Source organism: Candidatus Bathyarchaeota archaeon (genome assembly GCA_029882535.1).
Classification (GTDB): Archaea; Thermoproteota; Bathyarchaeia; order Bathyarchaeales; family SOJC01; genus JAOUKM01.
Window position 1 is genome coordinate 1 of record JAOUKM010000003.1, and the last position, 16,542, is coordinate 16,542.

The 16,542-nt window shown below is 42.5% G+C and carries 14 protein-coding genes and 2 tRNA genes; 10 read left to right on the forward strand and 6 right to left on the reverse strand.

Annotated elements, in window-relative coordinates; genetic code table 11:
* The 3 genes from OEX01_01590 to OEX01_01600 form a co-directional block, all read right to left on the reverse strand.
* Positions 1-296, reverse strand: a 296-nt coding sequence (locus OEX01_01590; protein ID MDH5447686.1) for a hypothetical protein, incomplete at its 3' end; no start/stop codon positions are given.
* 182 nt (positions 297-478) lie between these two features.
* Positions 479-997 carry a hypothetical protein gene (locus tag OEX01_01595; GenBank protein MDH5447687.1) on the reverse strand — a complete coding sequence of 173 codons (519 nt, stop codon included), beginning with the start codon at positions 995-997 and terminating at the stop codon, positions 479-481.
* A gap of 136 nt (positions 998-1,133) precedes the next feature.
* Positions 1,134-2,066 carry a helix-turn-helix domain-containing protein gene (locus OEX01_01600; GenBank protein ID MDH5447688.1) on the reverse strand — a complete coding sequence of 311 codons (933 nt, stop codon included), beginning with the start codon at positions 2,064-2,066 and terminating at the stop codon, positions 1,134-1,136.
* A gap of 225 nt (positions 2,067-2,291) precedes the next feature.
* On the opposite strand from OEX01_01600, the gene OEX01_01605 reads away from it, so the two are divergent.
* The 3 genes from OEX01_01605 to OEX01_01615 all read left to right on the forward strand — a co-directional run bounded on the left by OEX01_01605 (position 2,292) and on the right by OEX01_01615 (position 6,113).
* The gene (locus tag OEX01_01605) at positions 2,292-4,511 is read left to right on the forward strand and encodes an AAA family ATPase (protein ID MDH5447689.1); all 2,220 of its coding nucleotides are present in this window, start codon (positions 2,292-2,294) and stop codon (positions 4,509-4,511) included.
* 178 nt (positions 4,512-4,689) lie between these two features.
* Complete coding sequence (locus OEX01_01610; protein MDH5447690.1) at positions 4,690-5,232, forward strand: hypothetical protein; 543 nt, start codon at positions 4,690-4,692, stop codon at positions 5,230-5,232.
* Between the two features lie 239 nt (positions 5,233-5,471).
* Complete coding sequence (locus tag OEX01_01615) at positions 5,472-6,113, forward strand: hypothetical protein (protein MDH5447691.1); 642 nt, start codon at positions 5,472-5,474, stop codon at positions 6,111-6,113.
* A 147-nt stretch (positions 6,114-6,260) separates the two neighbouring features.
* Here OEX01_01615 and OEX01_01620 read toward each other — a convergent pair whose 3' ends face one another.
* Both OEX01_01620 and OEX01_01625 read right to left on the reverse strand, forming a co-directional pair.
* A complete protein-coding gene (locus tag OEX01_01620) occupies positions 6,261-7,973 on the reverse strand; it encodes a hypothetical protein (protein ID MDH5447692.1) in 1,713 nt (570 codons plus the stop codon).
* Positions 7,974-8,005: 32 nt separating this feature from the next.
* Positions 8,006-9,031, reverse strand: coding sequence for an AAA family ATPase (locus OEX01_01625; GenBank protein ID MDH5447693.1), 1,026 nt, complete (start codon positions 9,029-9,031; stop codon positions 8,006-8,008).
* 206 nt (positions 9,032-9,237) lie between these two features.
* Between OEX01_01625 and OEX01_01630 the strand changes: the two genes are divergently transcribed.
* From OEX01_01630 to OEX01_01655, 6 genes are all read left to right on the forward strand, one after another.
* Positions 9,238-9,756 (forward strand): hypothetical protein, encoded by a 519-nt coding sequence (locus tag OEX01_01630; protein MDH5447694.1) that lies wholly within the window; start codon positions 9,238-9,240, stop codon positions 9,754-9,756.
* Between the two features lie 197 nt (positions 9,757-9,953).
* Positions 9,954-10,031: transfer RNA gene (locus tag OEX01_01635), tRNA-Arg, on the forward strand.
* 160 nt (positions 10,032-10,191) lie between these two features.
* Entirely contained in the window at positions 10,192-10,788 is a 597-nt protein-coding gene (gene grpE, locus OEX01_01640; GenBank protein ID MDH5447695.1) for a nucleotide exchange factor GrpE, read from the forward strand.
* Complete coding sequence (gene dnaK, locus OEX01_01645; GenBank protein MDH5447696.1) at positions 10,778-12,655, forward strand: molecular chaperone DnaK; 1,878 nt, start codon at positions 10,778-10,780, stop codon at positions 12,653-12,655. The genes grpE and dnaK overlap by 11 nt, the downstream gene beginning before the upstream one ends.
* Before the next feature lie 35 nt (positions 12,656-12,690).
* On the forward strand, positions 12,691-13,812 hold the full coding sequence (gene dnaJ / locus OEX01_01650; GenBank protein MDH5447697.1) for a molecular chaperone DnaJ: 1,122 nt from the start codon (positions 12,691-12,693) through the stop codon (positions 13,810-13,812).
* A gap of 299 nt (positions 13,813-14,111) precedes the next feature.
* Positions 14,112-14,834 carry a ZIP family metal transporter gene (locus OEX01_01655; protein MDH5447698.1) on the forward strand — a complete coding sequence of 241 codons (723 nt, stop codon included), beginning with the start codon at positions 14,112-14,114 and terminating at the stop codon, positions 14,832-14,834.
* Between the two features lie 188 nt (positions 14,835-15,022).
* Here OEX01_01655 and OEX01_01660 read toward each other — a convergent pair whose 3' ends face one another.
* Positions 15,023-15,943, reverse strand: coding sequence for a transcription initiation factor IIB (locus OEX01_01660; GenBank protein ID MDH5447699.1), 921 nt, complete (start codon positions 15,941-15,943; stop codon positions 15,023-15,025).
* Between the two features lie 338 nt (positions 15,944-16,281).
* On the opposite strand from OEX01_01660, the gene OEX01_01665 reads away from it, so the two are divergent.
* Positions 16,282-16,357, forward strand: a tRNA-Gln gene (locus OEX01_01665).
* Positions 16,358-16,542: the final 185 nt, after the last annotated feature.

Consider the following 16,542-nt stretch of genomic DNA (forward strand, 5'->3'; position numbering starts at 1 on the left):
CTGTTATAGTATACAGTATAATCTGTCCAGCCCAAGTCTTGTCCTCGTACCTGAATCTTATCGATGAGAGTGTCCCTACCGCCAATATTCGCAATGACAAACGCAGCTTGAGCTACAGTGCTGTTTGCCCATATGTGACCCTTGGTTACCCTCAGGTTCTCTTCTTGTACTCTCGTTGTGGTCACGTTGATGGCGTAGAAAGTAACGACCGTTGCCAGTAGAACTGAAACCACCAGTATAATCAGCGTTGTTACTACTGTGCTAAGTCCTTTCTTGCTTTTTAGAAGACTTTTCATTTTTTTTCTCCGACAGAAAGTTCAGTTCGATGAGGATAAGACAATTTGTGTGTATTTGTGTTCTACACTCGCGAATCTAAGGGTTCGTTAATGTAATTTTTCATGCAAAAATGAGCCCGTAACTGCTTAGAGCTTTCATTTATTATGTGACCTGAGAGGAAAAAGGAAATGGGATATTGGCTTTAACTAGCGGATTCAACGTTGACTTCTATCTTGTACTGTGCGCTGGCAGTGAAAACAGTGATGCTGCACGTAGTTCCAACGTCCGCAACGGATATGGTGCCTGGGTCTTGAATGTAGATGACTAGGTATTCGCCAGACTTCAAAGATAAATCGTCTGTGGCGTTGTCCCAACCTGTGAAGACACCTAGATAATCCAAATCAGCAGTTGGCGCTATAGTCGTCCTGTTATAGTATACAGTATAATCTGTCCAGCCCAAGTCTTGTCCTCGTACCTGAATCTTATCGATGAGAGTGTCCCTACCGCCAATATTCGCAATGACAAACGCAGCTTGAGCTACAGTGCTGTTAACCCATATGTGACCCTTGGTTACCCTCAGGTTCTCTTCTTGTACTCTCGTTGTGGTCACGTTGATAGCATAGAAAGTAACCACTGTCGCAAGCAACACCGAAACCACAAGAATAATCAAGGTGGTGACTACCGTGCTAAGCCCTTTCCTATTTTTTAACACATGCTTCATTATCTTTTCTCCAACAATTATTAACCAAAAATATGCCACGGCAAAGTATGTTCATTTGTGCGTAACGAAGCAAGACGCAACTCAACGATAAAAATCGACATTAATTCTTTCAAATACGTTGACAGAATGTGGTTTTCTAAGACGGAGAAACGATTTTTAAAGGTACCTCAACATTCCACAATTCCGAGAATAACTTCGCCAAAGCCTTAATGAAAGCTTCGTAATTTGTCCACAAAGCAGCAATCTTTGCTCGCTTCGCTTTCTCACCATAATTTTCGTTGTTTTTCCTGACGGTGAGGAGAAGCTGCTCTTGATCTACCAAAATAAACGTGGGAAGATCTTTAACGTCTGAAAGTGCATACCTAGCATTCGTAAGCCTTATTTTTTCAACAAAAAAGTGGCTTTTCCTAGAATCGTTTGTCAGAAGCTTAACATCAAAGTTTTTCTTGGAAAGCCTCTCAAGTCTGTCTATGAAGCCTGAGTGGTATAATCTTGCAAGGTCTTCTTCAGAAGCAAAGACGCTGATCTCCCTCTGCGTATTTCGGATTATTTCGTTTGCTTTGAAATCAAGCTGCTCCTCACCTTCAAGTATCTGAAAAACCTCTTTTCTTTTATGTTTCACTTCAGGATGGGGAAGAGACAGCCAAATGTTGATCAAGTTTTTCTTTTTTCTTTCTAACTTCTGTATTTTCAGCTTCTTTGCTTCAATGAGTGCCTCTATCGCTCGTTCAAAGGGCGTAGCGATAAATTTCAGAGGTTTTTCGAAAACAGATGACACCAAGCCTCTTTTCTCCAAGTCCCGCAGTATTCTGTAGGTTTCTGTTCTGTGAAGACTGAGCGCCTCAGAAATCTCACTTGCCTTCCGCTCTCTAGAGCGAGCAAGATAAACATAAATTCTAATCTCGTTCTTAGAAAGACCGAGCTTTTGAAACATGTTCTCAATAAGCTCTATGGATTTAATTGAGCCCTTGTCCTTTCTGACGAATTTCCATACCCCAGTGGTTTCGTCATAAAGTTTAACAACCCTTTGAGAGTCTTCAACAATAGTTTCCACGATGGACCATCCCAAACATTAACTCTGAATCTGAACCGAAGTGAGTTTGAGTTCAACTTCTATTTTACACTTCTGAACTCAAAATATGAATTAGAAATCAACAACGTGCATAAAAGCTCTACGGACATATTCCCGAAAAGGACATATGAATGGATGTAAAATAAGCCGTATATTAAGACGAGAGATATTTTTCGTAGTGAGGCAATCTCACACCACTACAAGAGCACAGAAGGGAGAATTGTGGATTATTTCGGAGAGGAAACAGAAACCATCCGTGGAAAAAAATGGAACTGGAAAGCCTTCGAATCCACCGAAGGCTTCCCTGTCTCCGACAACCTTCTCGACTGGGTCATCGGACAAGAACGCGCTTTAAACGAGTGCTATCTATGTCTCGAAGAATGGGTTCACAAACTCAAAAATCTTGAAAAAGAAAAATGGTATGACGCGTGGAAAGACCCCGATAAAGAAAAACCAAGCGCCACAAAAACTGCCCCTCCTGGCCCTTACCTCCTTTTGATGGGCGACCCTGGGACTGGAAAATCTCTCATCGGCAGAGCACTTGCTGCCCATCTAACTGAGCTTTACAAAAAACACAAAATTCAACTCCAAGACGTTGTCTGTTGGAAAAACGATTTAATTCCAAGTGAACCGAAAATCTCCTCTAACCCTGCAGGCGAAGGGAAGAAAATAATTTTCAAAGAAAAATTGAAAGAAACAAAAAAACTGTTTCTCCAAAAACTCGGAATAACGGCTCTAACTTATCTGATGATTGTAGTAGCCTCTATCTTTATGTTTGCAGGTTTCTACTATCTGTGGCAACAAAAGCTTCAATGGGACGCCAATGTGGCAACAGCGTTCGGCATCCTTGTCCAAGAACAATACGGAGGCGACTTCGCCAGATACATATTGGACTCCTTCGTTACAATAGGCACCACCACATTCTTGCCTGCCGGCATGATGCTCATGTTCCTAATACTAGTGGTTGTGCTAGGACGTTTTGGAATGATGGGAGGCGCAAAAGGTGTTGGAGGTGCCAAAGCCACAACAGTGCCAAAACTTATAGTAGACAATTCCAAAAAAGCTGCACCATTCATAGACGCAACAGGACATGGTTCTGCACAATTATTCGGCAGCATCGCTTGGGATCCGCTGCAAACTGGCGGTTTAGGAACACCAGAGCATCAAAGAGTATCTGCTGGTGACGTCCACCGCGCACACATGGGTATTCTCTACATTGATGAGATTAAGAACTTGAAGCCAGCTGAGGCAGTGACCTTGTTAACTGTTTTGGAGGATGGACAGTTGCCTGTAACTTTGAGAAGCCGCTGGGACGAAGGCAACACTGCGGCGATGGCTGTAGCTACCGAGCCAGTGCCGTGCATGTGTTTCTTGGTAGGTGCTGGAAACTTTGACAGTATTGGACAGGTGCATCCAGCTCTTATGGACAGAATCTACGGTTATGGCAAGGTAGTTAGAATGAACAACGACATGTCCAACACCGTGGAAAACCGTCGAAGATGTGTCCAGTTTATCGCTCAAGAAGTTTCACGCTTCCACCTGATACCTTTCAGCAGAGAGGCATGTGAAGAAATTATAGATGAAGGACGGAGACGAAGCAACAAAAGAGACGGATTAACGACTAGATTTCGACCAATGATATCAATAGTGAAAACTGCTGCAACCCTAGCTGTCAAGGAAGGCTGCAGAACAGTTGAGAGAAGGTATGTGAGAGAAGCTATAGAAAACCATTGTAAAACAATTCAGAAACAGCTTCTTGAGCATCAAATAAGCGAGAGAGGCAAACTTCTCGACATTAAACCTGAAGGTGCAAGGCTTGGCCAAATTTACGGTCTAGCAGCTGTTTCAGATCCCTACAGTGGTGAAATGACAGGCAACGTGTTGGCCGTTAAAGGATTCTTGGGGAAACGTGACAATGGAAGCAACAATCACCTGAAAGGATATTACAAAGTGACTGGAATTGCGAAAGGTGGGAAAGAACGGTTTATCACAGACAGTGTTTCAAAAGTTAGAAGCGTTATCCTGCAAAAATACGGATTAGACATCGCTCAAGACTTTTTTACACACATAGATTTCGCCCAAGCTTACGGCGTAGACGGACCAAGCGCTGGCGTTACGATGACAATTCTACTATGCTCCTTGATAGAAGGACAACCAATCCGTCAAGACGTTGCCGTTACTGGTGAAATTAACGTCGGCGTGGATGGCGAAGTTCCTGTAACTGCTGTTGGTGGGCTTCACGAGAAGATTAAGGCTGCTGAGGCGTGGGGTTTCAGGAAGGTTGTGATTCCAGCTAGAAATTATAAACATTCCGTAGACCCTCGAGACTATGACATAGATGTAGTCGCTGGCGAGACATTGAAGGACTACCTCAAGGAATGTTTGGTAGACCAGCAAAAGCCTTTCAACAACTTCAAAAAAATCGATCTTGGCAAATACTAACACTTAATTACCATTTTTGCCTATTTTTCTGCGAAACCAGCTGAAGGGAGAAAGAGGAGGTTTTTCGCTTTTTTAGCAAAATGCCAGCAAGCTTTCTTGGTGTGTAAAGGCTTGTCACATACAAATTCTCTTATCTCACGGAAACATGGTAGAAACGTGTACTTTGGTGTAGAAATTGGTGAACATAGTCACAGAGATACGTAGTTTCTATTCAATCAAAGAGATAAACGAAGCTCTAGAAGAAGAGATAGAGCAATACAAATCAGTAGCCGACGAATACAGCCAATGGCTTGGTTCTTTTCTAAGAGACTCAGAAGCCATTCAAGAAAACGAAGAATGGGCCAAAAAAATGGTGGCACACCAAAAAAAGAAACCGAAAGGCAAAACCAAGAAGGCAAAGAAGAAAGGCAAAACCAAAGAAACACAAACGTCAGCTGACTGGATTCAATTCAAGGAAGTTATGCTCAATGCATCTGAGCAGGGTGAAGCTGAAATTCTCTTTGAAGCCATAGAAGAAATCAACAGAAAAACAGAGCAGTTAGAAAAGGCGAAAGACTCTATAGCACAGTTGGAAAAGTCAGGTCTTGGTAAAGACATAACTTACATAACTTATATTTGCGATGGAGTACCTGAGAAAATCGTTCTTCGTCACAAGAAAGACCAAGAATTCGCAAAGAAGTTTCAGTACATAGCCGATTTTTCCATCCTAAAAGAAACATAAAAGACTATTTTGTTGGACTTTGCTGGATTAAGAATTGCCGTTTTCTTCCAGTGTCGTGGACGTATTTGCTAAGCAGTTAAAGCGAGAACCCAAGCAAACAGTGCCTCTTTGGGGTACATACATGCGTCTCTACTGTGTATGTAGCAAAGATTTACACACAAAGGAAAAACTACAAAACCCAAAGGTAATGGTCATCGTACATTAAGTGGCTAAAGGATTTACTAAGATAAAGTGGGGTATTGAAAATTTGCCCGTCAACTAGCTCGTTAGGTGTTGCAGTTAGGGTCGAGATTCGTGGTTTGTCAGCAGTTAAGCTAGTTGATGAAGTTGAGAGTGGAAAGTTAATTAATTTTGATGTCAGAGCGCGGATGGAGGAGAAAGAACGTCGGAGCGACTGGGTTAGTGTAGGTTTCACTCTAAGTGTCGGAACCAAGCCGAACGTTGTGAAGTTCGAGGTGGAGGGAACAGCTACACTTGAGGGAAAAAATGAAGAAATTAAGAAAATGTTAGAAGCAGACCCTGAGACACAGATTCCACTAGTGTTTCAGAGGGTATATCAACACGTTTTTACGTCTATGTATTTACTCGCTACTCTAATTGATGCACCTTATCCACCAGCAAATCTCCTTTACTCAAGTCAACAGCAAATGCCTATTGTTCAAATGAATGAGAATTCTCCGACTATAAGAGAGGAGACTACGCAGACAGCTGAACCCGCTACAGCTTTAGAGGAAAGCGCCCCTCCGCAAAGTATACCAAGTGCAGCTCCACCGGAAGAAACGGCAACGTCTGAACAAGAGCGAACGGTTGAAGCTGCTGCAGAAAATCAAGAAACTCAAGTAGTGCAGCCAGAAAAGGAAGAAGTCTCTACAGAAGCGTAGACTTGTTTTAGGCGTTAAGCCTAGACCTTTCTCCATTTGATTCAAATAAAGGGAGATTCCATGTGTAGAATTGATTTTTTTGGTTTCCTGTAATAAAAAAGACGTGCCTGTGAAATAATTCAAAGGTGCGAAATAAGCTGGATATCTCTACCTTTCGAGTGCAGCTGCTGATGCTTGTATATAGATTTTTGCGAATTTCTTTATGAGATCCTTTTGGCTGTAGACAGCGCTGCTTATTTTGAAGAAGTTCTTCATTCTTTCGCTTTCCAAGCCTACTCCAATTATTATTACGCCCTTCTTTTCTAATGAACTGATACTTTCCGACAATGCACTGGACATGTTTGGATAACCATATGGCCATCCATCAGAAAGAACTAACAAGAACCTTTGCGCATCAAATCTCCGCGCAAGAATTTTGCCTGCAACTCGAATGGCATCAGGCATATACGTTAAGCCATCGAATTTTAGTCCTCCAATCCTCGCGCGAACCCTTCGCGAATACGCCTCTGAAGCGCCTTTTAATATGTAGAAACGATCGCTAAAAGCAAAGAATGTCCACGAACCTGGATCCATCAAAAGTTCCTTTGTAGCTTCAGCAACACAAATTGCCAGTGTTCTGCTAAGTTCACCTTTAATCTTCATGCTTGCGCTTACATCAAAGAGAACTCCCCAAGCGAAGCTACTGCTCAGATATTCATTCTGCACGAAAACATCTGTTCTCGGACTTCTACTTGCAATCTTCTGTATAACTTCAGGCATGTCTAGTTGTCCCATTTCTTTTCTAGGATCTTCGTCTAAGGCGTCCTGAGCCACTCTAAGACTGTCAAGAAGTCGCCGACTTCCCCCTCTAAGCAAAGCCCTTGCTCTTTGATACTGCGTATAGTCTTCCTCGGGAAACTCAATAGATTTGAACTTAGTCCCTTCCACATATTTCTCAATTCTTGTCAATATTTTTTTTTCTCGAGCTCTCTGGTGAGTCCATGAGTCGAACGCTTGTGAAGCCTCTGCGTCTACTTCTTTTCCCCAGTATGAGTCTATCGGTTCTTTCGACGGGTTAATCCCGCTTAGAGTTTCCAGAGATTTTTTGAAGATTTTTTCGATTTCAGATGGTATCTCGTATTGAGAGAACACTGTACATGGGCCAATTTGTTCAGTATGTTGCAGAGAGGGAGCTTCTAATATAGGGCCGTGTGATTCGAGAATTTGGGTTATGTCGTTTTTTGTCTCGTTAAAAACCTCGCTGAGTTCGGTTTCCTTTCCAGTCAGCGATGTTATAATTTTTTGTTTAAGTGAACTCAGTTTTATAGCCAACTGGTTGACTGCATTCTCTTCTTTTGGGCGAAGCGCTCCTTTTACAATACCTATGTTAATCTTTGACAATAAAGCCGCCATTATTCGAGTGGCTGGATTGAAAATTCTTTCAGCAGGTTTCATCTTTGCAAAGGCAAGCGAATTTGCAAAGGCCAAGTCGGCTAGTTTGTCATGGTGCTTTAGTGAAATGTAGGCGTTGACGTAAGTGTCGTTGACCAGAGACTCGGAGAAAGATTCAACAAGTGTACGTTTTGATGACGATGAAACGGTGTTTTTATAGTCAATTGGTATCAATGTGTGTGTGGTTAGATGGAAAACGCAGGCTCTGAATAATCTTCCCGCTTTAGCTTTTCCATGGTCTGCTGGAAATTCGTATCCTAAGAAAGATATAGTTTCTTCTTCTGACATGGAAGGCATAGGTAACGTTATGTTGAAGCCGGCTTCATTCCGCGTGAGAGTTGGTTGCCGAAGTTTTGGGTCTACACGGATTCTTGTTTTCACTTTGTCTTCTTGGAAGGAGAGAGACCAGGCGTAGTCAAGAAATCCCATGAAGATTACCGCTTATTTCGCTGTAATCCAGATCATTTGGGCTTAGGAAAAACTGACTCGATAATTCTTCTGACATCATCTTGCACTTCAGTGTTATCGCTGGTTAATGCGATTATGGTTTCTTCAGCGGCGACGTTAGGGGTGTTGCCGTCGTGAACAAGGGTAGCCCAGTTTATTAGATCACCTAGAGATGGACCGTAAGGAACGTCTCCTGATTTGTATTGTCTTCGCAACTCTGCACCAGCCTGGACAATTTTATAAGCCATATTCTCGTCGACCTTAGATCGGTTCATGAGCATTTTTACTTCGACAGGTGAAATCTTGTTGCCAACACTTGTATAGTCGAAGTTTATCCACACAGCCATCCGCCTTCTCATAGCAGCGTTCAATGGCTTGGTTCCCGAAAACTCTGCTGAATAGGGGTTCATGCTGATTATCAAGTATCCATACTTGTGTCTCTCCACGACTTCGTTGTCCTTTTCGTTCAACACAAGGTGCCCCCGAGTGTCGAGAACTGGATTAAGCCTTGTAGCAACGTCTTGCTTCATCATGTTAGCTTCGTCAAGATACATTATTCCACCTGCTTTTAGCCATCTTGTCACCATTCCGTCGATCCAGTTTTCTCTTCCAAGGCCAATAAAACGTCCAATCATGTCGTACGAAGATGTTTGAAGGCCACAGTTGATTTCCCACACTGGCAAACCACAGAGTTCTGCCACAAGATAGACTATGTGTGTTTTGCCCGTTCCTGATGGTCCTATTAGGGAGCATTGTTTGAAGTAGTAGAGTGCACGGATGATACGTTCCACGTAATGTTGTCCGCTGTCGATGTATTCGGGAGTGTTCGTAGGAATCATGTCGGCAAGATGTGCGAAGCTGTAGTTTGGGTGAAGGTCGTATTTTTGGATGTCGTATTTGTGGTAAAGAGGAGACTGAGACATAGGGCGTTCTTTGTCTATGGACACCGTTATTTTGTAGTTGTCCCGCCGGACGGAGGTGACTTTTTGAACTCGACTAGTTTCCTCTTCCTCTTTCATGCCTTGATGTCCATAGCTCAAAATACTGTCGCCTCAAGAATATATAGGAAATGGGAATAAGATAAATATTGCGTACTACTACTTGCGATACGCTATTCTTATCTCTAGAGCCGACACCAAACCAACACAACTGCGCCTGCTTAAATAAACCGTGTGCGTAAAGACACGCAACATACAAGGGCTTTTAGTAATCTATCAATGAGAAACTAAGTAAGGGAATGCCCCACATGAGCCAAGATACTAGTCCACCCCAAGAAATGTTGCAACTACCAGCTGAGGAAGAACCAAAAAAAAATACCCAGGCTCAGGCATCACTGCAGGAACTTATTGATTCGCTGAAAAGCTTGCAGGATGATATTGGTCAAATCTGCGAGTTAACTTCTGAAGAGAAAGGACTTGTAACCGCGTTCTTCGAATCGTTGTTAAAACTTATGCAGCCACTCGCAACAACAATGCCAGTTTCCCCAGCGACGCTTCCAAAAGAAATGGGGAATGTAATTCAGGCAAACATAGATCCTACAGGGCACCTCATAATTTTATATCGGGATGGGCGAGCTGAGTTGAAGAATTTAAGCGAAGAGAAAAACCGTGATCTCATGATCCGCGTTATCAAAGATGTAATGCCAAAATTCAAGCAGCTTACTAGCGCTCATAGACAAAAAATTGAAGACAGAATTAAATTCTTATCAACGGTTACTAAGGAACTGCAGAAGATATCTAAGGCACTTTCCACTGCTGCAACCTAACTAGTGTAAGTGTGTTTTGGCGCTTAGATTAAACCCCTTGTTACAGTCCAAGCAAGCTCCAAATTATGAATAGTGTTGTTTCTGTGTACTTAACACTTCTTTGTCTAGGTTTTCTTTGGTGACGGGTGTTTTTAGTGTTGACTAGATGAGTTTAAGCGTTATTGTTATAAAATTTGGCGTCTCTTATGAGAATGGTTGGGCGGGTAGCCTAGTACGGATAGGGCGCAGGCCCCCTAAGCCTGTGGTCGTGGGTTCAAATCCCACCCCGCCCGCCACAGACGCACCCCATACCATTAAAAACTTCTTATAGGGGTCATTTATCTACTATGCAGGAAAATGCCACGCGCGATGATTACATTGTCAAATCGTAAAATCGTGACATATATATCTTTGTTTGTGTAACCAAAATTTAGAACCAAGGGGGGCGAATCCTAGATGAGCAAAGAAGCGGAGAAAAAACAAGCTAGAAACAAGAATGAAAAACGGGAAGAGCAACATGCCCGCTCAAAAGAGATCGCTGAAGAAAATGGGACACTTGAATTAGCCAACGCCTTGAAGGAGGAGAAGAAACGTTCAGAGGATTACCTGAATCGGCTCAAGTATATGCAGGCAGACTTTGAGAACTTGAAAAAAAGATTAGACAATCAAATTAAAGAAATCAGAAAATACAGTAACGAACGTTTGGTCCTTGAGTTGCTTGGAATTGTAGATGAACTTGAAGTAGCAATCCAAGAAACCAAGCAAGCTCAATCAGTAGAGATCTTACTTAAAGGTGTTGAAATGACTCTGAAAAAGCTCAAGAAGGTCTTAGAGTTGGAAGAGGTTTCTCCTATAGATTGTATTGGTCAAACATTTGATCCCTCAAAACATGAGGTTGTGGCAAAAATTGAGAGTGAAGAGGAAGGAATAATCATCGAGGAAATAAGGAAAGGATATATTATGAAAGGAAAAGTAATCAGACCTAGTGCTGTGAAAATCGCAGCAAAATCATCCCTAAAAGCTACTAAGGAAGTGGAACAAAGTGAGCAATAGGAAACCCAGCGAAAAAATACTTGGGATAGATCTTGGAACCACAAACTCGGCAGCAGCAATTTTCGAAGGAGGTCGAACCACGATTATCCCAAGTGCTGAGGGACCAACAGCAGCTGGCAAGATGTTTCCATCTGTTGTGGCCTTCACTAAGGATGGTCAACTTCTAATCGGGGAACCTGCAAAGAGACAGGCTGCAGCTAATCCTGAAAACACAATCTTTGAGATTAAAAGGAAAATGGGGACAAATTATAAAGTAAAAGCTCAAGGAAAAGAATACACCCCTCAACAAATTTCAGCATTTATACTTCAGAAAATCAAGAAAGATGCTGAGAATTTCCTAAGTGCTCCAATAAACAAAGCTGTAATAACAATACCTGCTCACTTCAATGACAACCAACGACAAGCTACAAAAGATGCTGGAGAAATTGCTGGTTTTGAGGTTAAACGCATTGTGAATGAACCAACTGCAGCTTGCTTGGCATATGGAATTGACAAATTAGAGAAAGAAATGAAGATCCTAGTTTTCAGCTTTGGCGGTGGTACTCATGACGTTACGGCAATGGACTTCGGCAAAGGCGTATTTCAAGTTCTATCGACGAGTGGTGATACACATATTGGAGGAACAGATGTGGACAAAGCTATCATGGATCATATAATCGAAGAATTCAAACGGCAGACCGGAGTAGATCTCAGCAATGACAACGCAGCATTGGGTAGACTTAAAGAAGCGGCTGAAAAGGCCAAGATTGAACTGTCAACATTGATGACGACTGACATTGATCTGCCCTTCATACACTCAGATGAGTCAGGACCAAAACACCTGCACCTTACGCTCACTCGAGCAAGGCTGGAGGTTTTGGCAAATTCTATTGTCAAGAAGACGAGAAAGACAATCCTGAAATCCTTAGAGGACGCCAAGCTGACTCCCAAGGATATAGACAAAATAATCTTGATTGGCGGCATGACCAGAATGCCTTTGGTTCAGAAATTTGTTGAAGAAATGTTGGGTAAATCTCCAGAGCGGGGAGTGGATCCAATGGAATGTGTGGCAACTGGGGCGGCCATACAAGCGGGTGTACTTACAGGGGAAGTCAAGGACTTGCTCTTACTTGATGTTACACCCTTATCTCTTGGTGTTGAAACCTTGGGTCAGGTTCATACTAGAATAATTGAGCGAAACACAACTATTCCTACAAAGAGAATGCAGATATTTTCCACAGCAGCAGACTTCCAGACATTAGTAACGATCAATGTGCTACAAGGGGAGCGGTCTATGGCTCCAGATAACGTGTCGCTTGGGACATTCAACTTAACAGGAATTCCTCCAGCTCCAAGAGGGATACCGCAGATAGAAGTAACGTTTGACATTGATGCAAATGGCATTTTGAATGTATCAGCAAAAGACCTGGGAACTAACAAAGAAGCCAAGATAACCATTACAGCCTCCACTAAACTATCTGAAGAAGAAAAGGAGCGGATGATAAAGGAGGCTGAGCGATTTGCAGAACAAGACAAAAAGAAGCGGGAAGAGGCAGAGCTAAGGAATAATGCTGATACTCTAATTTACACTGCAGAGAAAACAAAGAAAGACTTGGGAGAAAAACTGGCTAAAGATCAGGAAAAGAATATTGACAAAGCTGTCTCTGAGTTGAAAGATGCCTTAGCGGGTACTGACATGGAAATGATTAGAACTAAATCGGAGAATCTCACAAAAATCCTCCAGGAAGTTGGAACTACAGTTTATCAACAAGTCGCAGCAGAGCAGGCGAAGAAATCAGCTGCAAAACATGACCAGAAGGCAGAAAAAGAAGAAAAGAAGGTTGTAGATTCCGAAGATTACAAAGTTGAAGAATCTAAAGAAGACTAGCTAACTCACACTATTAAGGAGCTACAGCGCGCAGAATGGCAAGTGGAAGTGATTACTATGAAATCTTGGGCTTATCTAGGTCAGCCTCTCATGCAGAGATCAAAGATGCCTACCGAAAGCTGGCATTGAAGTACCACCCTGATCGCAATAAATCACCCGATGCTGAAGACAAATTCAAGGAAATATCTGAAGCCTACGCTGTCTTATCAGATCCAAGTAAGCGTAGACAATACGATATGCTGGGCCATGTAGGATTCGATCAAAGATATTCTGAAGAAGATATATTCCGAGGAGTAGATTTCGAATCTATATTTAGAGACTTTGGCTTTGGCTTTGGCTTTAACTTCGAGGATTTCTTCAGCCCCTTTTTCGGTCGAAGAGGCTTCAGAAGAAGAATCGTCAAAGGTCACGACATAGTTCACGATGTTAAAATATCCCTTGAAGAAGCAGCGGAAGGTGCAGAAAAGAGGATACAGGTTAGACGAATCGAAAAATGTGAGACATGCAAAGGAACTGGAGCCAATCCAGGGACCTCCCCAAGAAGTTGCCCAGAATGTAATGGTGTAGGACAAATTCAGGATGTTCAGAGAAACAGGTTCTCCATGTTCGTACGTATTGTTCCCTGCCCCAAATGCAGAGGAAAAGGTGAGGTTATTGACTCACCCTGCAAAAAATGCAAGGGCATCGGACTCGAGAAAAGGAAGAAGAGAATAACTGTGAAGATCCCTTCAGGAATTGATAATGGATACCAGCTAAGACTAAAAGGCCAAGGCGATGTTCCTCCAGAAGAAGGGATTCCAGGAGACCTCTACGTTAATATATATGTGTCCCCTCACAAACATTTCGAAAGAGTCGGAGACAATCTTTTATATGATCTGAAAATCGGGTTTCCTCAAGTTGCCCTAGGGGCACGCATCACTGTTCCAACGCTAGACGGTAACAGTGAAGTGAAGATTCATCGTGGAACACGCCCTGGAGATGTGGTTGTGTTGAAGGGAAAGGGCATGCCTAGACTACATAGACATGGTAGAGGGGACCTCTTGGTGCGAGTAGATGTATCTGTCCCGAAAAAATTGACAAAGAGAGAGAAGATGTTGATTAAGGAGTTAGCCAAAGAGTTCAAGCAAGAAGTGGATAATGGGGGTCGATTTTTTTAAGTTCTAGACATGCGTGAGTGTCGCGCGCGCGGGGCAACACTACATCGTCATTCACTCGATCTCTAACAAGAAAATGCAGATTCTCAACACCTTGAAGATCCCTAACGAATCCATAAAAATAAAAAGGACATCAACTAAGCTCAACATTTTTTGCAGCCGATCTTATTGTTCCCGGTATATATCTTGGATTTGTATGGACTCAAGAACATAAAAAATATGCTGGCAAGTTTAGCTTTTGAAGTTTGTAGTAAAACAGATATTTTATTAGCTCAAAAATTAATGCTAATAGAAGACATACCATGTTTACTCTTGCTTGGATTCTCATCTCCACGTTTTTAGTCAGCGTCATTTCACTGATTGGAATATTATTTTTAGCTGTTAAAGAGAACATTCTGAAAAAATTTGTTCTTGTGTTGGTTAGTTTTGCTTCTGGAAGTTTGTTGGGAGGAGCCTTTTTTCATCTAATCCCTGAATCTTTTTCCACGCTTGATGAAAGCGTCTTTATTACAGTTGTTTTTGGCATTATGCTTTTCTTTCTTCTTGAGAAATGTCTGTGGCGTCATTGCCATGAGAGAGAATGCCCAGTTCATCCTTTTGCTTATCTGAACTTTTTGGGTGATGGAATTCACAATTTTATTGATGGCATAGTCATTGCAGCAAGTTTTCTCTCTGCTGAATCCTTGGGTTTAATCACTACTGTAGCGGTTGTGATGCATGAAATACCACAAGAGCTTGGTGACTTTGGGGTGCTTATTTACGGAGGGTTCACTAAGGCAAAAGCTTTGCTCTTTAACTTTGTAAGCGCAATATTGGCTATGGCTGGAGCTTTGTTTACCTATTTCTTTATTTCGTACCTCCCAAACACAAATTATATCCTTGGCTTTGCAGCGGGAGGTTTCATTTACATAGCAACAACGGATCTTATTCCTGAATTGCACAAAGAAACCAATATCAAAAATTCTATTGTTGAAATTGTGTTTTTACTGTTGGGCGTTATTTTGATGAAGTTTCTAAAAGTCTGAAGAGGCTTTCTAGAACAGAAGTTTCTTTGCAGCAAAGTTTTTCAGCGTCTTCGATTTGTCAGTTGAGAAAGGCTGAACCACGTAGCAACATTATTCCAGCGAACGAAAAACCTATTTCAGCAAGCCTTGCCACTCAGCACCTTAACCGAGACCTAAAAATCTAGAAGTCTAGAAGAGTCACGCACACGCTAGTCTGGCAACTCCAAACCAAGCTGCCTCTTCAAACTCTTATACCGGTTCCTCACCGTAACCTCAGTAACACCTGCAGCTTCAGCAATATCCTTCTGTGTCTTCTTCTCCTCACCCATCAAACAAGCAATATACAAAGCTGCAGCCGCCAAACCCATCGGATCCTTCCCAGCCGCCGCCCGCTCACGCTTCGCATCGCGCAAGATCTTAATCGCTATACCCTGCGTCTGCCCACTAATCCCTGTCCGCTCAGCAATTTTCGAAACATAAGTCAACGGATCTGCAATAGGCATCTTAACATCTAACTCACGCAACAACAACCTGTAACACCGCGCCACATCCTTCTTATCCACCAAACTGGCCTCAGAAATCTCACGCAAAGTCCTCGGCGTACCTGTCGTCCGACAAGCTGCATACAACGAAGCAGCTGCAATAGCCGCAATAGACCTACCACGCACTAAACCCTTATCCAACGCCTTACGATAAACCACCGCCGCCTTCTCCTTAACCGAAGAAGGGACATACACTTTATCCGATAACCTATCTAACTCAGCCATAGCTTGCGCCAGATTCCGGTCAACACTTGAATGAACACGCGACCGAATCTGCCACTTTCTCAACCGCCACATCTGCAACCGAGTAGAAAGTGGCAACTTACGACCAAAAGCATCCCTGTCAACTCTGCCAATAGCCGTTGACAATCCCTTATCATGAACAGAATACGAAGTAGGCACCCCAACTCTACTACGTGAAGCTTTCTCTTCCTGCGTGAAAGCCCGCCACTCAGGTCCCTTATCCATCATCTGCTCACGCAAGACAAGTCCGCAATTACCACAAACAGTTTCCCCACTGTCATAGTCATGAATAAGATTAGTGCTACCGCACTCTGGGCACTTATCCGTTAAACGCTGACGCGCCATAGTCTTCTTGCTCATTGCACTACCCTTCTATGACTTACTCTGGCGTAAACCGGTCACAACCATCAAGTTCCTCATCAGAAACTTCGGAATTAAAAATCGTCCATTTGGCCGCCGTAATAAAATTTAAGGACATGTTTTAATATATAAATCTTTCGATTTTTCTTTCCAGATTAACAAAACTAAATTGTAAGAGATATTGTCTATCAGAACTCTATTTCCAAGCAACACTGAATGAAAAAAGAATCCATAAAAGCGATAAATGTTGGAAAAATCACCTGAAAAAATAAGTTAACCCTGATTAGGTTTATTAGTGATGCTTAATTTTTTGATTGTTGTGAAGCCCGGTGGTGTAGCGGTCAAGCATGACGGGCTCTGGACCCGTTGACGAGAGTTCGAATCTCTCCCGGGCTACCAACCACACTGCTTCCACAATTATTTCCTGAGTAGACGCTTTGAAATTGGTTAATCAAGTGTTTCAAGTGGTTTTCACACGTTTTAGAAAGGTTGAAGCCTATTTCACGCGTTTTTTTAACTATTTCAGCATCAAGATAAAGGACAACATTTCTCTTGTGCGGCATTTTCTGTTTGCAACCCCTTGC